This is a genomic window from Kribbella polygonati, assembly GCF_050320105.1.
In the GTDB taxonomy this organism is placed as follows: Bacteria; Actinomycetota; Actinomycetes; order Propionibacteriales; family Kribbellaceae; genus Kribbella.
Genome location: NZ_CP190129.1, coordinates 2890521 through 2912091 on the forward strand (window position 1 = coordinate 2890521; position 21571 = coordinate 2912091).

Annotated in this window: 23 protein-coding genes and 1 pseudogene; 8 read left to right on the forward strand and 16 right to left on the reverse strand. The window is 68.8% G+C overall.

Features of this window, described 5'->3' with window-relative positions; genetic code table 11:
* Window positions 1–378, forward strand: coding sequence for a nuclear transport factor 2 family protein (locus tag ACQHIV_RS13845; RefSeq protein WP_427894323.1), 378 nt, complete (start codon window positions 1–3; stop codon window positions 376–378).
* Here the strand turns inward: ACQHIV_RS13845 and trxA are convergent.
* Both trxA and ACQHIV_RS13855 read right to left on the reverse strand, forming a co-directional pair.
* A complete protein-coding gene (gene trxA / locus ACQHIV_RS13850; protein ID WP_427894325.1) occupies window positions 361–696 on the reverse strand; it encodes a thioredoxin in 336 nt (111 codons plus the stop codon). The two genes, ACQHIV_RS13845 and trxA, sit on opposite strands and share 18 nt — an antisense overlap.
* Window positions 693–1058 (reverse strand): MerR family transcriptional regulator, encoded by a 366-nt coding sequence (locus ACQHIV_RS13855; RefSeq protein WP_427894327.1) that lies wholly within the window; start codon window positions 1056–1058, stop codon window positions 693–695. Before ACQHIV_RS13855 ends, trxA begins: the two co-directional genes overlap by 4 nt.
* A gap of 77 nt (window positions 1059–1135) precedes the next feature.
* Here ACQHIV_RS13855 and ACQHIV_RS13860 point away from each other — a divergent pair.
* Window positions 1136–1483, forward strand: a pseudogene (locus tag ACQHIV_RS13860) (NUDIX domain-containing protein); the annotation flags it as partial.
* Here the strand turns inward: ACQHIV_RS13860 and ACQHIV_RS13865 are convergent.
* The 6 genes from ACQHIV_RS13865 to ACQHIV_RS13890 all read right to left on the reverse strand — a co-directional run bounded on the left by ACQHIV_RS13865 (window position 1464) and on the right by ACQHIV_RS13890 (window position 6898).
* Window positions 1464–2012, reverse strand: coding sequence for a nucleosidase (locus ACQHIV_RS13865; protein ID WP_427894329.1), 549 nt, complete (start codon window positions 2010–2012; stop codon window positions 1464–1466). The pseudogene ACQHIV_RS13860 and the gene ACQHIV_RS13865 sit on opposite strands and share 20 nt — an antisense overlap.
* A gap of 148 nt (window positions 2013–2160) precedes the next feature.
* Window positions 2161–2355, reverse strand: coding sequence for a hypothetical protein (locus ACQHIV_RS13870; RefSeq protein ID WP_427894330.1), 195 nt, complete (start codon window positions 2353–2355; stop codon window positions 2161–2163).
* A gap of 18 nt (window positions 2356–2373) precedes the next feature.
* Window positions 2374–3525, reverse strand: a complete 1152-nt coding sequence (ispG, locus tag ACQHIV_RS13875) for a flavodoxin-dependent (E)-4-hydroxy-3-methylbut-2-enyl-diphosphate synthase (RefSeq protein ID WP_427894332.1) — start codon at window positions 3523–3525, stop codon at window positions 2374–2376.
* Between the two features lie 6 nt (window positions 3526–3531).
* A complete protein-coding gene (locus ACQHIV_RS13880; RefSeq protein WP_427894334.1) occupies window positions 3532–4839 on the reverse strand; it encodes a M50 family metallopeptidase in 1308 nt (435 codons plus the stop codon).
* On the reverse strand, window positions 4836–6047 hold the full coding sequence (gene dxr, locus ACQHIV_RS13885; protein WP_427894336.1) for a 1-deoxy-D-xylulose-5-phosphate reductoisomerase: 1212 nt from the start codon (window positions 6045–6047) through the stop codon (window positions 4836–4838). Before dxr ends, ACQHIV_RS13880 begins: the two co-directional genes overlap by 4 nt.
* Before the next feature lie 17 nt (window positions 6048–6064).
* Complete coding sequence (locus ACQHIV_RS13890) at window positions 6065–6898, reverse strand: FHA domain-containing protein (RefSeq protein ID WP_427894338.1); 834 nt, start codon at window positions 6896–6898, stop codon at window positions 6065–6067.
* 89 nt (window positions 6899–6987) lie between these two features.
* Here ACQHIV_RS13890 and ACQHIV_RS13895 point away from each other — a divergent pair, with 89 nt between their 5' ends.
* Genes ACQHIV_RS13895 through ACQHIV_RS13910 form a run of 4 tightly spaced genes read left to right on the forward strand, consistent with a single transcriptional unit; the run spans window position 6988 to window position 9968 of the window.
* Complete coding sequence (locus ACQHIV_RS13895) at window positions 6988–7680, forward strand: type 1 glutamine amidotransferase (RefSeq protein ID WP_427894339.1); 693 nt, start codon at window positions 6988–6990, stop codon at window positions 7678–7680.
* 21 nt (window positions 7681–7701) lie between these two features.
* On the forward strand, window positions 7702–8277 hold the full coding sequence (locus tag ACQHIV_RS13900) for a DUF1707 SHOCT-like domain-containing protein (RefSeq protein ID WP_427894341.1): 576 nt from the start codon (window positions 7702–7704) through the stop codon (window positions 8275–8277).
* Window positions 8274–8750 (forward strand): NUDIX domain-containing protein, encoded by a 477-nt coding sequence (locus tag ACQHIV_RS13905; protein ID WP_427894343.1) that lies wholly within the window; start codon window positions 8274–8276, stop codon window positions 8748–8750. The genes ACQHIV_RS13900 and ACQHIV_RS13905 overlap by 4 nt, the downstream gene beginning before the upstream one ends.
* A gap of 54 nt (window positions 8751–8804) precedes the next feature.
* Window positions 8805–9968 (forward strand): acyl-CoA dehydrogenase family protein, encoded by a 1164-nt coding sequence (locus ACQHIV_RS13910; protein WP_427894345.1) that lies wholly within the window; start codon window positions 8805–8807, stop codon window positions 9966–9968.
* A 3-nt stretch (window positions 9969–9971) separates the two neighbouring features.
* Here ACQHIV_RS13910 and rny read toward each other — a convergent pair whose 3' ends face one another.
* The 6 genes from rny to recA form a co-directional block, all read right to left on the reverse strand.
* Window positions 9972–11612, reverse strand: coding sequence for a ribonuclease Y (rny, locus tag ACQHIV_RS13915; protein WP_427894347.1), 1641 nt, complete (start codon window positions 11610–11612; stop codon window positions 9972–9974).
* 877 nt (window positions 11613–12489) lie between these two features.
* Window positions 12490–12879 (reverse strand): antitoxin, encoded by a 390-nt coding sequence (locus ACQHIV_RS13920; protein WP_427894348.1) that lies wholly within the window; start codon window positions 12877–12879, stop codon window positions 12490–12492.
* Between the two features lie 682 nt (window positions 12880–13561).
* Window positions 13562–13915 (reverse strand): MmcQ/YjbR family DNA-binding protein, encoded by a 354-nt coding sequence (locus ACQHIV_RS13925; protein ID WP_427894350.1) that lies wholly within the window; start codon window positions 13913–13915, stop codon window positions 13562–13564.
* A gap of 48 nt (window positions 13916–13963) precedes the next feature.
* On the reverse strand, window positions 13964–14404 hold the full coding sequence (locus ACQHIV_RS13930; protein WP_427896480.1) for a GNAT family N-acetyltransferase: 441 nt from the start codon (window positions 14402–14404) through the stop codon (window positions 13964–13966).
* Window positions 14405–15347: 943 nt separating this feature from the next.
* Complete coding sequence (locus ACQHIV_RS13935; protein WP_427894352.1) at window positions 15348–15869, reverse strand: regulatory protein RecX; 522 nt, start codon at window positions 15867–15869, stop codon at window positions 15348–15350.
* A gap of 1603 nt (window positions 15870–17472) precedes the next feature.
* The gene (recA, locus tag ACQHIV_RS13940; RefSeq protein ID WP_427894354.1) at window positions 17473–18552 is read right to left on the reverse strand and encodes a recombinase RecA; all 1080 of its coding nucleotides are present in this window, start codon (window positions 18550–18552) and stop codon (window positions 17473–17475) included.
* Between the two features lie 252 nt (window positions 18553–18804).
* Here recA and ACQHIV_RS13945 point away from each other — a divergent pair, with 252 nt between their 5' ends.
* Together ACQHIV_RS13945 and ACQHIV_RS13950 are read left to right on the forward strand one after the other, a co-directional pair.
* Window positions 18805–19596, forward strand: coding sequence for a hypothetical protein (locus ACQHIV_RS13945; protein ID WP_427894356.1), 792 nt, complete (start codon window positions 18805–18807; stop codon window positions 19594–19596).
* 39 nt (window positions 19597–19635) lie between these two features.
* Window positions 19636–20196 carry a GrpB family protein gene (locus ACQHIV_RS13950; protein ID WP_427894358.1) on the forward strand — a complete coding sequence of 187 codons (561 nt, stop codon included), beginning with the start codon at window positions 19636–19638 and terminating at the stop codon, window positions 20194–20196.
* 10 nt (window positions 20197–20206) lie between these two features.
* Here ACQHIV_RS13950 and ACQHIV_RS13955 read toward each other — a convergent pair whose 3' ends face one another.
* Both ACQHIV_RS13955 and ACQHIV_RS13960 read right to left on the reverse strand, forming a co-directional pair.
* Window positions 20207–20401, reverse strand: coding sequence for a DUF3046 domain-containing protein (locus ACQHIV_RS13955; RefSeq protein ID WP_427894360.1), 195 nt, complete (start codon window positions 20399–20401; stop codon window positions 20207–20209).
* Window positions 20398–21537: an LppM family (lipo)protein gene (locus tag ACQHIV_RS13960; RefSeq protein WP_427894364.1), complete on the reverse strand. Its 1140-nt coding sequence runs from the start codon at window positions 21535–21537 to the stop codon at window positions 20398–20400. Before ACQHIV_RS13960 ends, ACQHIV_RS13955 begins: the two co-directional genes overlap by 4 nt.
* Window positions 21538–21571: the final 34 nt, after the last annotated feature.

A 21571-nucleotide genomic window follows, 5' to 3' on the forward strand; every position in this document is an offset into this window, starting at 1 on the left:
ATGTCAGTGAACGAGGAGCTCTCGGGGCTTGAGGAGTTGTTGTGGAAGGCGAACCGGGAAGGGGACGGGGCGTTCTACCAGCGGTATCTGCGGGACGACGCGATCGCGGTGAGCCGGTTCGGGATCATCGACAAGGCGACCGCCGTACCGGGGATCACCGCGAACCACAACCCGTACCTGAAGACGGTGCGCACCGGGGAGCGCGTGATCGTGGTGGACGAGCACACGGCGGTCGTCACGTACCACGTCGACGTCACGGTGCTTGTCGACGGCAACGAGGTGCAGGCGCCGTCGTACGCGAGCACTGTCTGGACGAAGGCTTCAGGTGAGTGGCTGGTCGCCTTCCACCAGCAGACGGCGTTATACGGCGGTCAGTAGCGCGTCGTCGAGTTCCTTCAGGAGCTTGTGCTTCGGACGGGCGCCGACGACGGACCAGATCAGCTCACCGCGATGGAACAGGGCGAGGGTGGGGAGCGCCATCACCCGGTAGTTCGCGGCGATCTGCGGATTCTCGTCGGAGTTGAGTTTCACCACGTTCAGCTTGTCGGCGCGCTCGTCGGCGATCTGCGCGAGCACCGGCGCGATCTGGTGGCACGGCGGGCACCACTGTGCCCAGAAGTCCACCAGCACAGGCTTTTCGGACCGCAGTACCTGGTCCCTGAAGGTCTTCTGGTCGACACTGCGAAGTTTGCTCATAGTTGTTTTCTCCAGCTCTCGGCATCGGACAGGAGGTCGGTCAGCCGCGCCCGAAGGTCGGTGAGCTCGGCGATCCGCCGGTCCACCTCCTCGATCCGGGTCCGGTACGCCGTCAGCGACGCCGGGCAGACGTCCGCGCGCGCGTTGCCGGCCCGCAGGCACTCGATGAACGGGTACGTCTGCTCGGCGGTCAGCCCGAGGCTCAGCAACGCCTTCACCTCACGCACCACGACCACGTCGTCGGTGTCGTACGCCCGGTACCCGTTGGCCTCCCGGCGCGGCTTGAGCAGCCCCTGCGACTCGTAGTACCGCACCGCCTTGACCGTCACACCGGCCTCGGCCGCCAGATCACTGATCCGCATCCCGCCTCCTTCACCCCACGCTAAACCTTGCCCCCAAGGTCAAGGTCAAGCCAGCATAATCCGATGTCGAGCCCGGCGAGTCGTTCGGGCAGGCGCTCCGCCGCGAGTTCCAGGAGGAATGCGGGTACGACGACGTACTGGTCGGCCCCGGGCTCGCGACCACCCGCGAGGAGGTCCCCGCCCGCGACGCGGAGTACGACGTCTTCGCGATGACGTCGCACTACCTCACCTGTTCCGGCGGCGAGCCCGGCCGGCCGCAGAACCTGGAGTCCTACGAGGCCGACCTCGAACTCACGCCCACCTGGGTCACGGTGGCTGATGCCCTGGCCGCCAACCAGCGGGTGCTGGCGGGTGGGGTCGGGGTGATGCGGTGGCTGGTGCGGGAGATTGCGGTGCTGGAGTGGCTCAGCGGGCGTGCTGGCTGACCCACTCCCCCAGCACCTTCGCGCTGGCGTCGACCAGCGCGGGCCAGTCGAGCGCGGCCTCGTCCGCCGAGTCGGAGACGTGCTTCACGACACGGACCGGTACGCCGTGGGCGCGGCACGCGTACACGACGCCGTACGCCTCCATGTCCACCAGTTGCGCCCGCTCCGCCAACCGCGCCCGTACGACGGGATCGGCCACGAACACGTCCCCCGACGCGAGGACCGTGCCGTCACCACCCTCGATCGGCAACTCGTCCTGCGGATCGAGCCCGATCGCCCGTACGGCGTCCGCGTTCACGTCGTGGTTGATCACCATGCTCGGCAGGAACAACCCCGACAACCCGTCCCGCAACGCCCCGGTGGTCCCCACATTCAGCACCACCAGATCCGTCGTGTCCCGCCCCGCCAACGCCCGACTCACCGCAACCGCCGCCGCAGTCTTCCCGACCCCGGTGATCACCACCGGAACCCCCGCCGGCACATACCGAGCCTCACCAGCAATCGCACTGACCACCAGATACTCACTCACGTCAGCAGGCTAGTGCCACTCCCTCACTCTTCTGCATTTCGACAGGACGTATGCGTCCGCTGCCAGCCGACCTGGGAACATCTAGGCGTACTCCGACCGACTGTGGACATGTACGTCCTGCCAAGCTGCACCCCGACCGGCTCCGTCGTCAGTCCGCACTCTCACGAGCGCGCTCGGCCAGCCGGCTCAGGTCCCGTCCGCGGCCGTACCTCCACGCTTCGGCCGAGCCGGTGAAATCCATTGATACCTGGTTGAACGTGGCTATCAGCGCCCGCGCGACATCCTCGGGCGTGCGCGCAGGCTCGTCAGCGTCAGCAAGTCCGGTGGGCATCTCGTCCATCACTCGCCAAGTGTTCCGCTGTCAGCTGACGCTGACGGTGGGCTCGCCGGGTTCGCCGGTGGCTTCCATCTCCTCGGCGATGCGCATGGCCTCTTCGATCAGGGTCTCGACGATCGCCGACTCGGGGACGGTCTTGATGACCTCGCCCTTGACGAAGATCTGGCCCTTGCCGTTGCCGGAGGCGACGCCGAGGTCGGCCTCGCGGGCCTCGCCGGGGCCGTTCACGACGCAGCCCATGACGGCGACCCGGAGCGGAACCTCCATGCCCTCGAGCCCGGCGGTCACCTGCTCGGCGAGCGTGTACACGTCCACCTGGGCGCGGCCGCAGGACGGGCAGGAGACGATCTCAAGTTTGCGCTCGCGCAGGTTCAGCGACTGCAGGATCTGCAGGCCGACCTTGACCTCCTCGACCGGCGGCGCGGACAGCGACACCCGGATCGTGTCGCCGATGCCCTTCGAGAGCAGCGCCCCGAACGCGACCGACGACTTGATCGTGCCCTGGAACGCCGGCCCGGCCTCGGTGACGCCGAGGTGCAGCGGCCAGTCGCCGCGCTCGGCGAGCTGCTCGTACGCCTGCACCATCACGACCGGGTCGTTGTGCTTGACCGAGATCTTGAAGTCGTGGAAGTCGTGCTCCTCGAACAGCGACGCCTCCCAGACGGCGGACTCGACCAGCGCCTCCGGCGTCGCCTTCCCGTACTTCTCCAGCAGCCGCTTGTCCAGCGAACCGGCGTTCACCCCGATCCGCAGCGACGTACCGTGGTCCTTCGCCGCCTGCGCGATCTCCTTGACCTGGTCGTCGAACTTGCGGATGTTGCCCGGGTTCACGCGGACGGCGGCGCAGCCGGCCTCGATCGCCGCGAACACGTACGACGGCTGGAAGTGGATGTCGGCGATCACCGGGATCTGCGAGTGCTGCGCGATCTCCTGCAGCGCGTCGGCGTCCTCCTGCCGCGGGCAGGCGACCCGGACGATGTCGCAGCCGGCCGCGGTCAGCTCGGCGATCTGCTGCAGCGTCTTGTTGACGTCGTTCGTCGGAGTGGTCGTCATCGACTGCACCGAGACCGGCGCGTCACCGCCGACCAGCACGCTGCCGACCTTGATCTGACGGGTCTTGCGGCGCGGCGCAAGGGTCGGGGGCGGCAACGCAGGCATGCCGAGGTTGATGCTCATGATTCCTTATCCGTTGAACAGCTTGATGGGGTTCACGATGTCGGCGATGACGAGCAGGACGCCCATCACCACGATCACACTGGCCGCGACGTACGCGATCGGCAGCAGCTTGGCCACGTCGACGTACCCGGGGTCCGGCCGGCCGAACAGCCTCGCCAGGCCGCGGCGGATGCCTTCCCAGATCGCGCCGACCATGTGCCCGCCGTCGAGCGGCAGCAGCGGGATGAAGTTGAACAGGGCGAGGAACAGGTTCAGCGAGGCGAGCAGCAGGATCAGGCTCGCGAACTTCGCGCCGACGTCGAGGTTGCTGGAGGCGATCTCGCCCGCGACCCGGCTGGCGCCGACGACGCTCATCGGGCTGTCCGCGTCCCGCTTGCCGCCGACGATCGACTTCGCGACGCCGACCAGCTTCTCCGGGAACCGGCCGAGGGCCTTCACCGTCGCGACCGTGTAGGTGCCCATCTGGTCGAAGGCGTAGCCGACGCTCTGCCGTTCGAGCTTGTTCACCGGGGAGACGCCGAGGAACCCGACCGAGACGTACTTGTCCGACGCCGGCGAGTCCAGCACCTGGTTGACGATCGTCTTGGTCTGCAGGGTGAGCTGCTGACCGTTGCGCTCGACAACGATCGTCGCGGGTTTGTCGGTGTTCGCCCGGATCAGCGGGGTGAGCTGGTCCCAGCTGCTGATCTGGGTGCCGTTGAACGAGAGGATCTTGTCCCCGACGTGGAACCCGGCGAGCTTCGCGGGCGACTCCTTGTCCCCGTCCTGGCACTTCCGGTCCGGCGTGGCCTGCTTGGCCGGGATCACGCAGTCGGTCACGGTGGAGATCGTGGTCTGCGGGACCCGGGCGCCGTACAGCGTGAACAGGCCGGTGAACAGTACGGCCGCGATCAGTACGTTGACCAGCGGCCCGGACGCCATCACGATCAGCTTCTTCCACCACACCTTCTGGTAGAACAGCCGGCCGTCGTCCTCGGGCGCGATCGTCTCGTACTCCGCCGTCCGCGCGTTCTCCACCATCGACTGGATCGCGCCGGTGTTGGCCTTGCGGACCTTGGTCGGGTCCTGGCCCTTCGCGGGCGGCATCATGCCGATGATCCGGACGAAGCCGCCGGCCGGGATCGCCTTGATGCCGTACTCCGTCTCACCGCGCTGCACCGACCACAGGGTGCGCCCGAAGCCGGCGAAGAACTGCGTGACCTTCATCCCGAACGCCTTCGCCGGGAGCATGTGGCCCAGCTCGTGCAGCGCCACGGAGATCAGCACCCCGAGCACGAACACCACGATGCCGAGGATGGTGAGAAGCACGCTCATGCCTGGTGGGTCTCCTGTACTCCGGTGATCTCACGGGCCCGCGTTCGGGCCCACGCGTCCGCCGCCAGCACGTCGTCGACGGACAGTTCCTCATACGAGGGTACGTCGTGACCGGTCACCACCCGGGCGACCGTGTCGACGATCCCGGTGAACGGCAGGAGGCCGTCCCGGAACGCCTGCACGCAGACCTCGTTCGCGGCGTTGAACACGGCCGGCGCCGTACCGCCCCGGGTCCCGGCCTCGCGGGCCAGCCCGACCGACGGGAACTCCGCGTCGTCGACCGGCTGGAACGTCCAGGTGCTCGCCTCGGCGAAGCTCCACGGCCGGGTCGCGTCCGGTATCCGGTCGGGCCAGCCGAGCGCGAGCGCGATCGGCACGGTCATCGTCGGGATCCCGACCTGCGCGATCGTGGCGCCGTCGGTGAACTCGACCATCGAGTGGATCGCCTGCTGCCGGTGGATCACGACGTCGATCCGGTCCATCGGGATGCCGAACAGCAGGTGCGCCTCGATCAGCTCCAGGCCCTTGTTGACCAGCGTCGCGGAGTTGATCGTGACGACCGGGCCCATCGCGAAGTTGGGGTGCTCGAGGGCCTGCTCGACCGTGACGTTCGCCAGCTCACTGCGCGGCCTGCCGAGAAACGGTCCACCGCTCGCGGTCAGCAGCAGCTTGCGTACTTCGTCCGGCGAACCGCCGCGCAGGCACTGGGCGATCGCGCTGTGCTCGGAGTCGACCGCGACGATCTGGCCGGGCTTCGCACGCCGGGTGACGATCGGCCCGCCGATCACCAGCGATTCCTTGTTGGCGAGCGCGAGCGTGTTCCCGGCGTCCAGCGCCGCCAGCGTCGCGTGCAGGCCGACCGATCCGTTGATCCCGTTGAGTACGACGTCACACGGCATCGCCGCGAGCTCACTCGACGCGTCCGGCCCGGTGAGGATCTTCGGGATCCGGAACTCGCCCTGCGCGTACCCCTTGCGCTGCGCCTCCGCGTAGAACGCCAGCTGCAAGTCCTGCGCGACCGTCGCCTTCGCGACCGCCACGACCTCGACGCCGAACTCGAGCGCCTGCTCCGCCAGCAACCCGACGTTGTCCCCGCCGGCGGACAACGCGAGCACGTGGAAGCGGTCCCGGTTCCGTCCGATCAGCTCGAGCGCCGTGGTACCGATCGAGCCGGTCGAGCCGAGGATGACGACGCTACGCGGGTTCACAGCGCCATTGTTCCAGGTCAGGACACCAGCAGGCGGAACGGGAGGCCCCCGAGCCGGATCTCGTCGCCATGACCCACCATTGCGGTCTGGATCGGTACGCCGTTCACTTGTGTGCCGTTGGTCGACCCGAGGTCCCGTAGCTCGTAACTGGTCGCGTCGATGCGCAACAGCTCCGCGTGGTGCCTGCTGATCTCCTGGCGGTCCAGGATGAGGTCACAGTCGGGCGCGCGGCCGATACGCACCAGGTCCAGCAGCGGTACGACGTCACCGGTCTGCGTGACCAGTGCGGGCTGCTGGCCGGTCTCCAGTGCCGCGGCGATCTCCGCGACGCCCGCGGTCCGGATAGACAGCGAGACAATCACGTCGTCGCCCTTGTCCACGTGCAGGTTGTGTTGAGCGCCGTACCCCTGCAAGAGGTCGCCGTACTCGTCAACAACCACAGCGGACACGTGGTAATACCCCGGCGGCAGCTGTGCGTACGCCGCAGCACCGAGCGACGTGGTCAGTATTGCCGCGTCGTACTCGCGGTGGCTGACGTCAGTGATTGTGATGAGCACCGGGTTGTTGGCTGTGAGGTGTGCTTCGGCGCCGGTGTCGCCCGGTGTGAACTCGACGGTGACCATCGGCGCCGGGCGGATCTCGTCCAGCCCGACGAGCCGCCCGATGACCGGCACGGTGCCGGTCGGGACGGAGAGCGGCACGTACTGGCCGTGCGAGCGCACCAGGATGTCCAACTGTGGGCGCGACCACCCGTTGCGGCGCGCAAGCAGGTACGCGCTCACCATGCCCTTGCCGAAGACGAAGGCCACGTCTCCGACAACGGCGCGCACGAATCCACTGACTGGCTCCATCGGCACCCCCAGTGCATCAGTATCCAGGAACAGCAACTCCGGTACGCCGGTCTCTGCGTGTCAGCTGGTGCCGCCGTACCGTTGCCCGGGTGACGACCGTGCTGATCATCGAGAACGACGCCGAGAGTGGACCCGGGCTGTTGCTCGACTGGATGGATGCCCGTGGCATCACCCCGGTCGTCGTCCGGGCGTGGGACGGCGAGCCGGTACCCGAATGCATCGACGGGCATGCGGCACTGGTCCTGCTCGGCGGCGGGATGCTGCCGGACGAGGACGATCGGTCGCCCTGGCTGCCGGCTGAACGTTCGCTGCTCCGTGACGCGCACGGGCGGGTTCCTGTGCTCGGCATCTGCCTCGGCGGGCAGATGCTGGCGCACGAGTTCGGCGGAGAGGTACGTGGTAAGTACGGGCTGCCGGAGAAGGGCGTGACGGCGCTGACGGTGCTCCCGGCCGCTGCTGACGACGTACTGCTGGCTGGGCTTCCTACTTCGGTGTGGGCCGTGGAGAGTCATCAGGACCAGATCACGCGGCTTCCGGAGGACGCGGTGCTGCTGATGTCGAGTGAGCGCTGCCCGAACCAGATGCTGCGGATCGGTCAGAGCTGGGGCGTGCAGTTCCATCCAGAGGTCACAGCTTCACGGGTACGCCGGTGGAGCCCGGAGCGGCTGCGTTCGCTGGGATTCGACCCCTCGCAGGTTGTGGCCGACGCCGACCGGTACGCGTCGGAGCTCGACGAGACGTGGTCGACCGTGGTGGGCCGATTCCTGTCCCTCGTCGGCTGATGCGGCGCTACCTTTGGGTGCATGAGTCTGGAGCAGCCGCCGCCCGGTCACCGGGCATCCGACAACGACCGTGAGCGTGCCGCCGCCGTGGTCCAGGAAGCGCACACCGACGGGCGGCTGGACTTCGAGGAACTGGACGAGCGGCTGACCCAGATCTACTCGGCCAAGACCCAGCTGGAGCTCCGCAACGCGACCGCCGATCTGGTGCCGGTTGCCCACGGCAGCTCCCAGGAGCTCACGCTGCGCGCCCGCCACAGCGCCCAGAAGCGCGAAGGCGCGTGGGTCGTTCCAGAGCGCCTGACCGCGATCGCGGAGCACTCGTCGGTCAAGCTCGACTTCACCGACGCCGTCGTCCACTGGTCCGACATCCACGTCGACGCCCAGGCCATCCACAGCTCGGTCGTGATGGTCATCCCCGAGGGCTGGAGCGTGGACATCGACCAGGTGGAGGCCAACCACAGCAGCGCCAAGAACCGCGCCGTAGCCCCCCGCGCCGGCGGCGTCCGCCTCCACGTCACCGGCAAGGCCCACCACGCCAGCGTCGTGGTCCGCCACGCCCGCAAACGCCACTGGTGGTGGCCCTGGTACCGCAAGTGAGCTACGAGGAGTCGTACGTCGGAAACCTCCGCAGTCAGGTCGGCACGCAACGCCTCATCACGCCAGGCCCGCGTGCTGTCATTCGTGACGACACGGGCGCCGTACTGCTCGTGCGGCGCTCCGACGACGACACCTGGGTGATGCCCGCCGGCGGGCTCGAGCTGGGCGAGTCGATCTGGGACGCACTGGTCCGCGAGGTGCGCGAGGAGACCGGCCTGGTGGTGGAGACAGCGACCCCGATCGCCATGTACACGGGTCCGCAGTACTGGTTCACCAACGCGTACGGCGGTGAGCACCAGATGTTCACTGTGGTGTTCCGGGTGGATCGCTGGAGCGGCTCGCTGCTCGCCAAGACCGACGAGACGCGCGACGCCCGGTTCTTCGCCCGCGACGAGCTGCCCGCGCTCCGGCCGGTGTACGAGGAGACACTCGCCGATCTGGACGCCTTCGACGGGACCCTGATCTTGAAGTAGGCGTGTGGCCTTCCACACGACCCCGGCGCCGGTTCCACCCGCTAGCGTGAGCACATGGGTGCTTCCTTGGATCTGGTGGACGTCGACTCGTTGCTGACGTCGGAAGAGGTCGACGTGCGGGCGGCGGCGCGGCGGTTTGCGGACGAGCGGTTGCGGCCGAACCTGCCCGAGTGGTTCGAGTCCGCCTCGATCCCGGCGCGGGAGCTGGCGAAGGAGCTCGGCGCGCTCGGCTTCCTCGGGATGCACCTGACCGGCTACGGCTGCGCCGGCCTCGGACCGGTCGCGTACGGGCTGGCCTGCCTGGAGATCGAGGCCGCCGATTCCGGCATGCGCTCGCTCGTCTCCGTGCAGGGCTCGCTCGCGATGTACGCGATCTGGAAGTACGGCAGCGACGACCAGAAGACCGAGTGGCTGCCCAGAATGTCCGCCGGCGAGGCGATCGGCTGCTTCGGCCTGACCGAACCCGACTTCGGCTCCAACCCGGCCGGCATGCGCACCAACGCCCGTCGTGACGGGGACGACTGGATTCTCAACGGCTCGAAGATGTGGATCACCAACGGTTCGGTCGCCGACGTCGCGGTCGTCTGGGCGCGGACCGACGACGGCGTCCGCGGCTTCGTCGTACCGACCTCCACGCCCGGCTTCTCCGCCCCCGAGATCAAGCAGAAGATGTCACTGCGCGCGTCCGTGACCTCCGAGCTGATCTTCGACGACGTACGGCTCCCGGCGTCCGCGATGTTGCCCGAGGCCCGCGGTCTGTCCGGCCCGCTCGGCTGCCTGAACGAGGCCCGGTTCGGCATCATCTTCGGCGCGATGGGCGCGGCCCGGGACTGTCTGGAGACCGCGATCGCGTACGCCGGCGAGCGGATCGTGTTCGACAAGCCGCTCACGGCGTACCAGCTGACCCAGGCGAAACTCGCCGACATGGCCGTCGAACTGAACAAGGGCATCCTGCTCGCCGTCCACCTCGGCCGCCTCAAGGAGAAGGGCACGCTGCGCCCCGAGCAGGTGTCGGTCGGCAAGCTGAACAACGTCCGCGAGGCCATCGCGATCGCCCGCGAATGCCGCACGATCCTGGCCGCGAACGGCATCAGCGGCGAGTACCCGATCATGCGGCACGCCAACAATCTCGAGTCCGTACTCACCTACGAGGGCACGTCCGAGGTCCACCAACTCGTCATCGGCCAGGCGCTGACCGGCGAGTCCGCGTTCCGCTGAGCCCTACTTCGCGACCTCGGTCGCCCGCGACTCGCGCACCACGGTGACGCGGATCTGACCGGGATACGTCAGCTCCTCCTCGACCTGCTTGGCGATGTCGCGGGCCATCACCTGGGCCGCGATGTCGTCGACGGCGTCCGGCAGCACCATCACCCGGATCTCCCGGCCGGCCTGCATCGCGAACACCTTCTCGACACCGTCGTGGTGCATCGCGATCTCCTCCAGCCGTTCGAGCCGCTGCACGTACGCCTCCAGCGACTCCCGCCGCGCACCGGGCCGCCCGCCGCTGACCGCGTCCGCCGCCTGCGTCAGCACCGCCTCGACGGTCCGTACCTCGACCTCGTTGTGGTGCGCCTCGATGCAGTGCACGACGTCGTCGTTCTCGCCGTACTTCTTCGCCAGCTCCGCACCGACGATCGCATGGCTGCCCTCGGACTCGTGCGTCAGCGCCTTCCCGATGTCGTGCAGGAACGCGCCGCGCTTGCACAGCTTCGGATCCAGCCCGAGCTCGGCCGCCATCATCCCGGCGATGTGCGCCGACTCGACCAGGTGCTTGAGGACGTTCTGCCCGTACGACGTCCGGTACCGCAGCAGGCCCATCGTCCGAACCAGCTCCGGGTGCAGGTCCGTGATGCCGACCTCGGCCATCGCGTCCTCGGCCGCCCGCTCGCACAGCTCGGCGACCTCGCCCTTGCTGCGTTCGTAGATCTCCTCGATCCGGCTCGGGTGGATCCGGCCGTCCAGCACCAGCGAATCCAGCGTCAGCCGCGCGGTCTCCCGCCGTACCGGGTCGAAGCACGACAGCAGCACCGCTTCGGGGGTGTCGTCGATGATCAGGTTCACGCCGGTGGTCTGTTCGAACGAGCGGATGTTGCGGCCCTCGCGGCCGATGATCCGGCCCTTCATGTCGTCGCTCGGCAGATGCACGACCGACACCACGGACTCGCTCGTCTGCTCCGACGCGAGCCGCTGCACCGCCCCGGTGATGATCTTGCGCGCCTTCGTCTCGCCCTCGTCCAGCGCCTGCCGCTCGATCTCGCGGACGGTGGCGTGCGCATGCCGCTTCGCCTCGTCCTCGATCGCCGCCACCAGCTCGGCCTTCGCCTGCTCGGCGGTCAGGTTCGCGACGCCTTCGAGGATCCGGCGGCGCTCGTCCTCCAGGTCCTTGATCTCCTGGCCGCGCCGCGACAGCTCGGCGAGCTGCGCGGTCAGCTCGGTCTGCCGTTCCTCGATCCCGCGGTGCTGCTCGTCGAGCCGCTCCTCGCGTTCGGTCAGCCGGTGGTCGCGGCGCTCCATCTCCAGGCGCTGCTCGCGCAGGTCGTCCCGGATCGACTGCGCCTCCGCCTCGGCCTCCCGCCGTACGTCGGACGCCCGCTGCTCCGCGTCCCGCCGTACCTCCGAGGCCCGGTCCTCCGCCGTACGCCGGACGTCCTCGGCGCGACGCTCCGCCGTCTCCGCGCGGGACCGCAGCACCGCCGCGTCCTCCTCGGCCTGCCGGCGTACCTGCTCGGCCGCGGCCTCGACCTCGTGATGGGCGGCGGCGGTGTCGACGGCCTTCCGGCGGGAGAGAGTGAGGCCGATCCAGGCCAGCAGTCCGGCGATCAGCAGTCCGATCAGGGCCAGGCCAACCGACATCGCGGTCATCGGCGTCTCCCCTCTCCGTCGAGTCCCGGCACGGGACTGTGGCCATCGGTCGAAGGGAATCCGCAGGTACGGCGGCATCGCGGGTACGGCGAACCGGCCGGTGCCGGCACCGGTGATTCGGATCGGCTGCGGGTACTCACGGTCCGCGGACCCCCGCCCGCCGACTCGCCCCGCTCTGTGTCGGGAAACTCCACTCGCCGACCCGGCCGGGCGTCACGAGCGGTACTGCCTATCCGACGGCACTCTTCGGCACCGTCGCCCTTCCTTCAGCTCCGGAGAGCGTGATTGCGTTCTCGTCCGGCCGGCCGTTTCACCGGCCCACCGTCTCATGTCCGCCACCGAACCGGTGGATTCATCCCTTCCTGATGCCGAGGCTAAGCGCGCCCTACCACCCGGTCAAGACGGACACTCACGCCCCACCCCTCGGATCTCCACACAAGGCCACCCGCGATCTGGTCCACTCCACCTACACCAACGCGACCCGCAACATCCGAACTCACGGGCCGCGCCCGCTTTCCCCCACCCACCACCCATGGCCGACGCCCAATCCAACCTCACCAGATCAGCCGCCACCCACGCCCCCTCAGCCTCGGCACCGTCAGCCTCGGCAACCTCAGCCTGCGCAGCTCAGCTCCGCGCCCTCAGCCTCGGCGAGCTCAACCTCCGCGGGTCAGCCTTCGCCAGCTCAGCCTCCGCTACCTCAGCCTCCGCTACCTCAGCCTCCGCTACCTCAGCCTCCGCTACCTCAGCCTCCGCCGCCTCAGCCCCGGCGACCTCAGCCTGCGCAGCCCCCGCCTTGGCAACCTCGGCCTGCGCGGCTCGGCCTCCCGCCGCCTTAGCCTCCGCCGCCTCAACCCGGCGGCTCAGCCGCCGCGGTCTAGGACGCCTTCGGACCCGTCGCGGATTCTGCGGTGCCCGCAGCCTCGGCGGCACCTGCGTCGTCAGCGGACTGCGCAGTACCTGCGGTCTCGGTCGGCTGGGCCCCACCCGCCGTCTCGGTGGGCTGAGTAGCGGCTTCGGCCGCCTCGGCGTTGGGCTCAGCTCCTGCCGGCGAGGCCTCCTCGGACGCCGACACGTCTTCGGAGTTCTGCTTGTCGACGAAGCTGCCGACCTTCTGCTGGACCGCGTCGACCTTGTCCGCGTATTTCCCGCCGGTCTGCTTGTCGATCAAGTCGCCGGCCTTCTCGACCCCGGCCTTGATCTTGTCCGGGTTCTGCTTGACGACATTCCGGAGCCAGTTCTTCGCCTGTTCCTGGAAATCGTTCATTGCACCCTCCGCGGTGTCTGGGGCGGATCGACGGAAAATCACAGCCTACGGACCAGCCCAAATACCGGCCCTACCTCGGATAACACACCGTCACGCCCCACCCGTCAACGCCCCTCGCCGCACCCCACTCCCCCAACCCCCATAACCCTCCGTAACCAGCCCCTCTCAAGACACCCCACCGGAGCACGTCAGTGCCCACCGCCCGCCCACCCAATCCGCCCCACCACACCCACTCCACCGCCCCACCATGCCCAACCCGATCGCCCCGCTATCCCCAAGCCGACCACCCAGCGATCCCCGCCCGATCACCCCACCCGGCCGGCCCGCCATGCCCACCACGTCGCGCCACCCGATCGCCCTATTCCCACCCGGGCACCCCGCCATGCCCACCCGGTAGCGCTCCCCGATCGCCCCCACGCCCACCCGGTCACCCCGCCATACCAATGCGAGCGCCCCGCCACGGCTACCCCGATCGCCCCACCTGGCCGCCCTCGGCATGCCCACCCGGTCGCCTCCTAATCGCCCCGCCATGCCACCCCATCGCCCTACCCGGTCACCGCCACGCGCCCGGGCTCCCGCACACGATCCACCCCGAGCCCGCCCACCACGCACCCGAGCGCCTCCGCCCGGCGACGACGCCACGCGACTCACCTGAACCCGGGCGCCCGGTGAACCCGAACGGCTAACTCCGCCCGAGATGAGCCTTCGCAACCTCCGCCGGCGCATGCACCAACCAGGCGTCGAGCAACGCCTCCTCCAGCACCCGCTCCGACACCTTGTCGAGCTGAACCAGCACCGCCGCATACCCGTTGAAATGCGGAATCGTGAAGAACCCGTCCCCCGCCCGCGCCGCGAGCACAGCTTCCTTCTCCGCCAGATCCTCAACCGTCAACGCCAAAATCGGCCCCGCCGGCGGCACCTCATCCCCGAACCGCTTCAAATCCGCCTTACTGAACGGCCGAACCCACGCATACGCCTTCCCCCCGACCTTCCACGTCTGCATCCCGTGCCGTTCCACCTCCACCGTCTCCGGCAACCCCGCAACCACCCGCTCAACATCCCCAAATCCCACCATCCCCCAAAACTACTCCCGCCCCACGCCCGTCCGCCCCCACAACCACGGCCCAACACACCGGCTAAATCCCGCCCGCACATAGAACTCGGCAGCCTCTTCCCCAACCGCCGAAACAAACACCACCTCAGCCCCAACCCCCGCCAGCCACCCCCGGCACTCGTCCAGCAAAGCAGTCCCAACCCCGGCTCCACGCCGCCCAGGCGCAACAACCAGTTCCTCGATGGTCCCGTACGGCTCACGCCCGTAATCCACGAACGTCCCGACCACCACTCCCACCACCGCATCACCAACAACAGCCACAAACGTCCGCGCCGCCTTCCGCACAACAGGCAACGTCACCCCATCAGCCCCCGCCCCATGCAACCCACCCAACACCCGCCGAATCCCCACCCGATCCCCCGCCTCCCCCGCACGCACAACAACCCCATCCCCACCTCGACCACCCACCACAACCTCCGTCCCGCACAAACCCCAAAGCGAACGTCCACCCAATACCCGCAATCAAAGCCACCACGCCGACCACCACCCGAAATCCTCCACAGCAACGACTGCCACACCCCAAGCCCGAGCCGGGTTGCCGGTCGATCCGACTGCCGATCAGACGGTCGATCAAGCGGACCGGTCAGTCGGGCGCATCAGTCGGGCAGGCGGTCAGGCGCTCAGGTAAGCCGACGAGCAGGCGGTGGCGCCGTCAGGCGAGTGGGCGGACAGTCAGCAATCGCGCAGGCGGGGAGGCGGGGAGGCGGGCGAGCGGTCAGGTACCGGTCCAGCTACACCACAGGCATTGGCGGCGGCCGGTCAGCCGAACGGCCAGTCGAACCAGCGGGCAGGCGAGCCGTGCGCTCGTGCCGTCAGGCGAGCGGGCAGTCGAGCGGGCGAGCCGTCGTACCTGTCCAAATCCACCCCACGCACCGGCGGCGGTCGGTCAGCCGAACGGACAGTCGAACAAGCGGGAAGGCGAGCCGTCAGGCCAGCACGCGGTCGCGCCGTCAATCGAGCGGCAGTCGGGCGGGCAGTCGTGCGGGGTGGCGTGCGGGGTGGCGTGCGGGGTGGCGTGCGGCCCGTCATACCGGTCCAAGTCCACCCAGGCGCCGGCGGCGATCGGTCAGCCGAGCGGTCAGTCGAGCAAGCGAGCCGTCAGGCCAGCGAGCAGGCGAGACGTCAAGCTGGCACGCGGGCGGGTCGTCACTCGGGCGGGTCGTCACGCGAGCGGGCGGGCGAGCATGCAAGCGCGCGAGCAGGCGGTCGCTTCGTCGGGCGAACGGGCGGATGGGTCGGCTGGCGGGCGGGCCCCGCCACGGTGACGCACCGCTCAACCGCGAGCACGGACGCAGACCGCGCAGCATGCTGCAAGCAAGGCGCGACGATTCCAGGCGGCGTATGCAGTCGGGTGCTACTCGGTTTCCAGTCCTGAGGAATCCAGCAGCGGGAACTCCTCGTGGCTCGCGTCGAGTTCTTGCTTCACGATGGTCATCGCCAAGCCGCCCGGATATCCCTTGCGGGCAAGCATTCCGAGTAGGCGTCGCATCGCCACCTGACGTTCGAGCGAACGCATCGACCGCAGCTTCCGGCGTACCAGCTCCCGCGCCGTCTGCTCTTCCTGATCGGGATCGAGCTCCTCGAGCGCGTCCCGTGTCAACTGATCGTCCACTCCACGCCGCCGAAGCTCCTGCGCCAGCGCACGTTTCCCCAACCCGCGCCCACGATGCCGAGACTCAACCCACGCGTTCGCGAACGCCGCATCGTCGATCAACCCGACCTCGACGAACCGATCCAGCACCTCGTCGGCCACCTCGTCCGGAATGTCCCGATCCGCCAGCACATCCGCCAACTCGGCCCGCGTCCGCGGCTGCCCCGTCAGCTTGTCCAGCAAGATCGTCCGAGCCACCGAATACGGATCAGCATTCTGATCCATCCCCGGATCCGCAGCCTCCGGCTCTTCATCTCCCCGCCGCCTCCGCGACCGTCCGAACCCCCCACCCACCGTCCGCCGGCGCCGAGTCCCCGCCCCACTCCCCGTCGAACCCGTCGAACCCGTCGAACCCGTCGAACCCGTCGAACCCGTCGAACCCGTCGAACCCGTCGAACCCGTCGAACCCGTCGAACCCGTCGAACCCGTCGAACCCGTCGAAGGACGGTCGCGTCGTGGGGTGCTCTGGTCAACAGGCGCCCGGCGCGCGGCTGGGTCACTCAAACTCTCGTCCTGCGCAACCTGCGACGCCTCGCCAGACCTCGAGGACGTCTCCGCACGAGTACGGCGCACTCCGCCGCGGCCGGGCGTGGTCGAACCCCGGCCAGCCACGACCTCATCACTCGAATCCCCCCACGGGTCAACCGCCGCGTCAGCGGGGGCCGGGCGTTTGAACTTCCCCCGATTCTTAAGGGTGTCGGGGGACTCGGCGCGACCGTCGGTCGATGGTTCGGGAGTATCCGCAAGTTCATCCGGGTCAGCCCACGGATCGAACGGGCTGGTGCCCGCGAGGTCGCCCTCGCGGGTCCTCGGCGACGACTCACGTTCGAACGACGGATCCGAGCGACCTGTCCCCCGGTCAACCGCCACGTTCGCGGGCTCAATGCGCGGACGGCCCTCAGAAGGCGAGGGCGTCCCGGACCCGTGCCTCGCCTCTGACTGATGCGTCGTACCTGGCTCAGGCTCGCGCGTGGTCTCGGACTCATGCGCCGTCGCGCGCTCGGGCTCGGGCGTCATCTCAGGTTGGCCTGTCGGCCCCCGCTCGGGCATTGGCGCAGGCTCGCGCGTGGTCCTGAGCTCGGGCTCGGGAGCACGGATGTCGAGAGGGGTGCTCTGGGAGCCGTCGGTGGCGTGCGGGGAGGTGTCGTCGGTGGCGGGTGTGAAAGGTTCGTCGTCGGCGAAGGCGCGGGCTTCGGCGAGGCGGTTGGCGGCTTGGGTTTTGAAGGTTCGGGTTGCTTGCTCGTCGTCGCCCCACGGATTGACCAGGTTCGAGGCTGGGCGCGGGGTACTGCGCCGGCCCGCCGGGCGGGTGGTCGGTGAGTCCTCGTGGGACGGCTCGGCGTTGGACTGGGGAGAGTCGTCCCGTTGACGCGGCTTGCGTCCGGTTCGGGACGGAACGGAGTCGTCTGCCGAGGGTTCGTCCCATGGGTCGACCGTGCCGACGGTGCGGCGGATGGAGCCTGGGCGTCGGCGCGTCGTACTCCAGTCGCTGTTCTCGAAGCCGTCGTTGTCGACCAGGGTCTCGTCCGCAGCGCGACTGCGCCCGCGCGAGCGGCCCCCTCGCCCACGACGGGGGGACGCTTCGGGTGGAGCGTCGTCGGGTTGCGTCGTACTGCGTTGTTCCGCGACCCGCCGGGACGAGGTGCGGCGGTACGACGTGTTCTCGGCGAGCTCACCCGTGGAGGGCGTCACCGCCCCCGACGCGCCTTGGGCCAGGAGTTTTCGGGCCAGGGCCAGGCGTTCTTCGTGGGGCAGGGACAGTGCCGCGGGGGCGGCGTCCTCGGCAGCTACGGGCTGCCGGGCGACGCCGCCGTCTGCGGAGGGCCGGTCAGAAGTCGACATCGACCTCGGCCGCGGCCTCTTCGGCCGGCTGGTCCAGGGTCGGACCGATGCCCATCTTCTCCTTGATCTTCTTCTCCAGCTCGTTCGCCAGGTCGGGGTTGTCGCGCAGGAAGTTCCGCGCGTTCTCCCGGCCCTGACCGAGCTGGTCGCTCTCGTACGTGAACCAGGCGCCGGCCTTGCGGACGAAGCCCTGCTCCACGCCGAGGTCGAGCAGGCTGCCCTCGCGGCTGATGCCCTGGCCGTAGATGATGTCGAACTCGGCCTGCTTGAACGGCGGGGCCACCTTGTTCTTCACGACCTTGACGCGGGTCCGGTTACCGACCACGTCGGTGCCGTCCTTGAGCGACTCGATCCGGCGCACGTCCAGCCGCACCGACGCGTAGAACTTCAGCGCGCGACCACCGGTCGTGGTCTCCGGCGAGCCGAACATGACGCCGATCTTCTCGCGCAGCTGGTTGATGAAGATCGCCGTCGTCCCGGTGCCGTTGACCGCACCGGTCATCTTCCGGAGCGCCTGGCTCATCAGTCGCGCCTGCAGACCGACGTGGCTGTCGCCCATCTCGCCCTCGATCTCGGCGCGCGGCACGAGTGCGGCCACCGAGTCGATCACGACGATGTCGATCGCGCCGGAGCGGACCAGCATGTCGGCGATCTCCAGGGCCTGCTCACCGGAGTCCGGCTGCGAGACCAGCAGGGCGTCGGTGTCGACACCGAGCTTCCGCGCGTACTCCGGGTCGAGAGCGTGCTCGGCGTCGATGAAGGCGGCGATACCGCCGGCCCGCTGCGCGTTCGCGACCGCGTGCAGGGCCACCGTCGTCTTACCGGAGGATTCCGGGCCGTAGATCTCGACGACCCGGCCGCGCGGTAGACCGCCGATCCCGAGCGCGATGTCGAGCGCGATCGAACCGGTCGGAATGATCGCGATCGGCGCCTTGCCCTGCTCGCCGAGGCGCATGACCGCACCCTTGCCACACTGCCGCTCGATCTGCGTCAGCGCGGTCGCCAGCGCCTTCTCGCGGTCGGCCGCCGCGCGCTCCGCACTCGTCGCGCTCGCTGCACTCGCCATGTGACTGCCACCTGACCCATCTGGTAATCCAGGGCTGCCGGCCGGCCGCCCGAAGGAACATTCGTTGTCGCCAGAGAAGGTATTCGTTGCCTCCGACAGTTTTCGTCGCCACTTCGAATCTGTGGACAAACTCGGCCGCCTCAGCACCTTCTGGGGACCAAAGTATCCCGAACACGTGTTCGAATCACAACTGACACGCCGAAGCCTGACCCAGCAGCCGTGCTGACCCACGGGATCTCTACTCTTGCGGGCGTGACAGACCGGCCCGACGTCCCCGATTCCGCGGTCGTCCTGGCGATCAGCCGGGTCGAGCTCGGGATCGACCACGTCCTCGACGCACTCCGTACCCAGGACCCGTTCGGCATCCGCAGCTACCTGACCGAGTACTCGGAGCAGGAGCAGCCGAACCTCGCCGAGAAGGGCCTGATCCTCGCGATCGACCGGCTGCTCCGGATGAAGGTCCCCGGGCACGAGGAGTGGCCGACCCTTCCGCTGGCCAAGCGCTGCGACTGGTGGGTCGAGCGCCTCGGCGGATTCGCCGCGATCGTCGCCGGACTCCCCCGGCTCAGCGGCGCTGCCGCGGACCGGCTGCCGATGAAGGACACCCTCGGCGCGGCCGTGCAGGCGATGGTGATCGGCGCGGTCTGCCGTGAGTACGGCGTCGAGGCGCATGCCGACCGTACGGCGGTCATCATCCGGGTGCTAACCGACCGCCCGATCACGCCGGACGAGGTGCTCAAGTACGACGACCCGGTGGTCGCGGGCGACGACGTCGCCGAGCAACTCGGGCTCGACGAGGTCTCGACGGACATGGGTTTGCGCAAGGGTGTCCGGCTGGTCTGGCGGCTCAGCAAGCTGTTCGGCGGGCTCAGCGACGTGTTCGAGGAGCGGCCGCGCGGCAGCCTCGGCGCCCGGTTCATCGGCAAGCTGCCCGGCGTCGGGGTCGTCGGCGGATTCTTCGACGAACGCAAGGGCATCCGGAAGGCTGCGTACGAGGCAGGCGACCTGCTGACCAACAGCACCTTCCGGGTCAAACCGCTTTGACCGCTGGGCGGCGCATCGCCGTACTGAGATGATCTCCGCATGACTCGGATCGTCATCGTGAGGCCGGACGAGACCTGGCCAGCTCAGTACCAGAAGACCGCCTACGTGATCGGCAGCGTGCTCGGCGAACTGGCGCAGAGGATCGACCACATCGGGTCCACCTCAGTGCCTGGCCTGCCTGCCAAGGACATCCTTGACATCCAGGTCACCGTCGCCACCGCAGAAGAGCTGGACGACGTGGCCGAGCGGATGGTCACTGCCGACTGGGAGCTTCGCCCGCCGCGGCGCGACCATCCGGTGCCGGGCTTGCCCACGGACCAGGGGCAGTGGGTGAAGCGCATGCTGGTCGAACCGATGTACCGGCGCCGGGTCAACCTGCACATCCGCGTGGCCGGCCGCGCAAACCAGCGTTATGCGCTCCTGTTCCGCGACTATCTGCGGGCACATCCGGAGACGGCTCGGGCGTACGGCGCGTTCAAGCAGCAAGCCTCGACGCTCGGGCTTGAGATCGGGGACTACACCGACCTCAAGGATCCGGTCTGCGATCTGGTCTATCTGCCGGCTGAAGACTGGGCCGCCCGCACCGGCTGGGCCGGCTAACGGGCAGGCGTCAGCGTTCGCTGGGCGGAAGGTTGAGGTGCGCCCACACGGCGCGCCAGACGAGCTTGGCGGCCTCACCGTCGTCCAGGGCCTCGACGACCGTACGGCCGCCGAGCTCCTGGACCACCTGGGTTTCTGCCCAGGTCCGTGCATAAGCGGGTCCGAGATGGTGATCCATCCGGGCCCAGAACTCAGTCAGTCTCATGCCTGCCCGTCGTTGTCCCTTGGCGGTCCCCAACCGCCCTGCTGCGGCGGCTGCTGACCGTACTGCTGGCCCTGCTGCGGACCTTGCGGCCGCGGCCCAGGCTGTTGCCCCTGCCCCGGCCGCTGACCCCAGCCACCAGGACCCTGCTGCTGTCCGGGCTGCGGGCCTTGCTGAGGCGGACCCCACTGCCCTGGACCCTGCTGCGGCTGCCCAGGGTACTGCGGCTGCTGGCCCGGCTGACCGCCGTACGGCGCCTGCCCGGGCTGGCCCTGCTGCGGCTGCCCCTGCTGAGGCTGACCCGGGTACTGCCCCGGCTGGCCACCGTACTGACCAGGCTGACCCTGCGGACCGCCGTACTGACCCGGCTGGCCCGGGTACTGCCCAGGGCCGGGTTGCCCGTACTGCTGCTGCCCCTGGTACTGCCCGGGACCGCCGTACTGCCCAGGCTGCCCCGGATACTGCCCAGGGAACTGCTGACCGTAGCCCTGCGGACCCTTGCCCTTACGGCCGCGCAGGATGAAGAACACCACCGCGGCGATCACCAGCAGCAGAACCACGATGATCAGGATCAGCGCCCAGGCCGGGAACCCGCCGCTGGCCTCGGAGGTCAACGAGATCTTCGACAGCTTCTCGACACTGTCGTACGTCGCCGTCCGACCGCTGATCTTGGCGCCGTCGTCGTGCTCGAGGATCTTGCCCGGCATGGTGATCTTGACGTTGATCTCCGGCTGGCTACCGGTCGACGGCAGGTTGCTGCCGATGTTGCCGCCGTTCACCGCCACCTTGACCTTGTCGCCGTCCTTGCTGAACGAGAGGCCGTCCTGGCTCGCGCCGCCCATCTTGGAGAACGGCACATTGGAGAAAGTGCAGTCCGAGCCGACGTACTTGCTGTCCTCGTAGGACTTGCAACTGACGCCCTCCGAGGCGGACGACTTGATGCTGCTCTCGATCTCCTGGCGGATCTTGTCCAGGGACTGGCCGCTGGACTGCAGCAGCTGCTTGTCGACGCCGATCTTCATCGAGCCCGACACCGTCTCGTTCGACCCGACCTTCAGGTCCCCGTCGACCTTGACGCACCCGGTCAACCCGACCAGGCAGGCCACGACCACGAGTGCTGCGCGTACGCGGTTCATCATGTCGCCGATCATTCCAGACGAGGGGGACAATCTG

Coding starts and splice junctions, on each gene's coding strand:
- ACQHIV_RS13880 (WP_427894334.1), bottom strand. CDS start 4,839: ATGAGCGTGCTTCTCACCATCCTCGGCATCGTGGTGTTCGTGCTCGGG.
- ispG (WP_427894332.1), bottom strand. CDS start 3,525: ATGAGCATCAACCTCGGCATGCCTGCGTTGCCGCCCCCGACCCTTGCG.
- ACQHIV_RS13920 (WP_427894348.1), bottom strand. CDS start 12,879: ATGAACGATTTCCAGGAACAGGCGAAGAACTGGCTCCGGAATGTCGTC.
- recA (WP_427894354.1), bottom strand. CDS start 18,552: ATGGCGAGTGCAGCGAGCGCGACGAGTGCGGAGCGCGCGGCGGCCGAC.
- ACQHIV_RS13910 (WP_427894345.1), top strand. CDS start 8,805: ATGGGTGCTTCCTTGGATCTGGTGGACGTCGACTCGTTGCTGACGTCG.
- ACQHIV_RS13845 (WP_427894323.1), top strand. CDS start 1: ATGTCAGTGAACGAGGAGCTCTCGGGGCTTGAGGAGTTGTTGTGGAAG.
- ACQHIV_RS13950 (WP_427894358.1), top strand. CDS start 19,636: ATGACTCGGATCGTCATCGTGAGGCCGGACGAGACCTGGCCAGCTCAG.
- ACQHIV_RS13960 (WP_427894364.1), bottom strand. CDS start 21,537: ATGATGAACCGCGTACGCGCAGCACTCGTGGTCGTGGCCTGCCTGGTC.
- ACQHIV_RS13900 (WP_427894341.1), top strand. CDS start 7,702: ATGAGTCTGGAGCAGCCGCCGCCCGGTCACCGGGCATCCGACAACGAC.
- ACQHIV_RS13955 (WP_427894360.1), bottom strand. CDS start 20,401: ATGAGACTGACTGAGTTCTGGGCCCGGATGGATCACCATCTCGGACCC.
- rny (WP_427894347.1), bottom strand. CDS start 11,612: ATGACCGCGATGTCGGTTGGCCTGGCCCTGATCGGACTGCTGATCGCC.
- ACQHIV_RS13890 (WP_427894338.1), bottom strand. CDS start 6,898: ATGGAGCCAGTCAGTGGATTCGTGCGCGCCGTTGTCGGAGACGTGGCC.
- ACQHIV_RS13855 (WP_427894327.1), bottom strand. CDS start 1,058: ATGCGGATCAGTGATCTGGCGGCCGAGGCCGGTGTGACGGTCAAGGCG.
- ACQHIV_RS13935 (WP_427894352.1), bottom strand. CDS start 15,869: ATGGATCAGAATGCTGATCCGTATTCGGTGGCTCGGACGATCTTGCTG.
- trxA (WP_427894325.1), bottom strand. CDS start 696: ATGAGCAAACTTCGCAGTGTCGACCAGAAGACCTTCAGGGACCAGGTA.